The organism is Pedobacter sp. 01N416, assembly GCF_056399685.1.
Map to the genome: position 1 here is coordinate 1 of NZ_JBFTRT010001005.1, position 700 is coordinate 700.

General features: G+C 35.6%; 1 protein-coding gene. It reads left to right on the forward strand.

The window, feature by feature from the left end; translation table 11 throughout:
• Positions 1-145: 145 nt before the first annotated feature.
• The coding region (locus AC1DND_RS28925) for a hypothetical protein (protein WP_477586422.1) at positions 146-700 on the forward strand (555 nt) is incomplete at its 3' end.

Below are 700 nucleotides of genomic sequence, written 5' to 3' on the forward strand. Positions count from 1 at the left end.
GCCTAAGACATCTTTTTTCCTACCTCCTTATCAACTGAATTATTCCAGGAAATGTGGTACATCAGCCAATCTCTAAAATTAGTACAGTACAGATTTAGATGTTTTTGCTAAATTTGGTATTTTACGTGATCAAACTCTATTATTAATGCTCGACACACTCACTACCTACATAGTCAATCTAAAGGACGATAAAATTATTACCGTCGGCCTGAACCTCACCTGTTCACTATGTCCTAGTCTATTAACTATATTTTTTTTCGACAATAAACTTTTTCAGTCTCTCGATACAATCAAATTGATCCTTGTCTGTTTTTCTATTGGATTTCCATTCGTACTTTTCAGCCTGTTTATAACGATAAGTGCCGCCCAAGGGCTTAGACGCCTTATCCAAAGCATACTTGAGCAAAAGAAACTAGATAAATATCAGTTTACCCATAAGCTAATAGATTCGGTAACCAAAGAATTCACAACACGTCTTGTATGTGGTTTTGCCAGTTCATTATCCTGGCTAGTAACTGGCCTCCTTGTTTCTATCGCTAATCTATTTTTACATGCCCATACAATCGTATTTTACGCTTACGGAATCACACTGTGTTATTTAGTAATTTTAACTATCCTTTCCTTACTTAGTTCGAATTTGTTTAACAAAATCGCAAGTTCACTGGATACTAAAAATGACTTGGATTATGCGCAGGAAGCA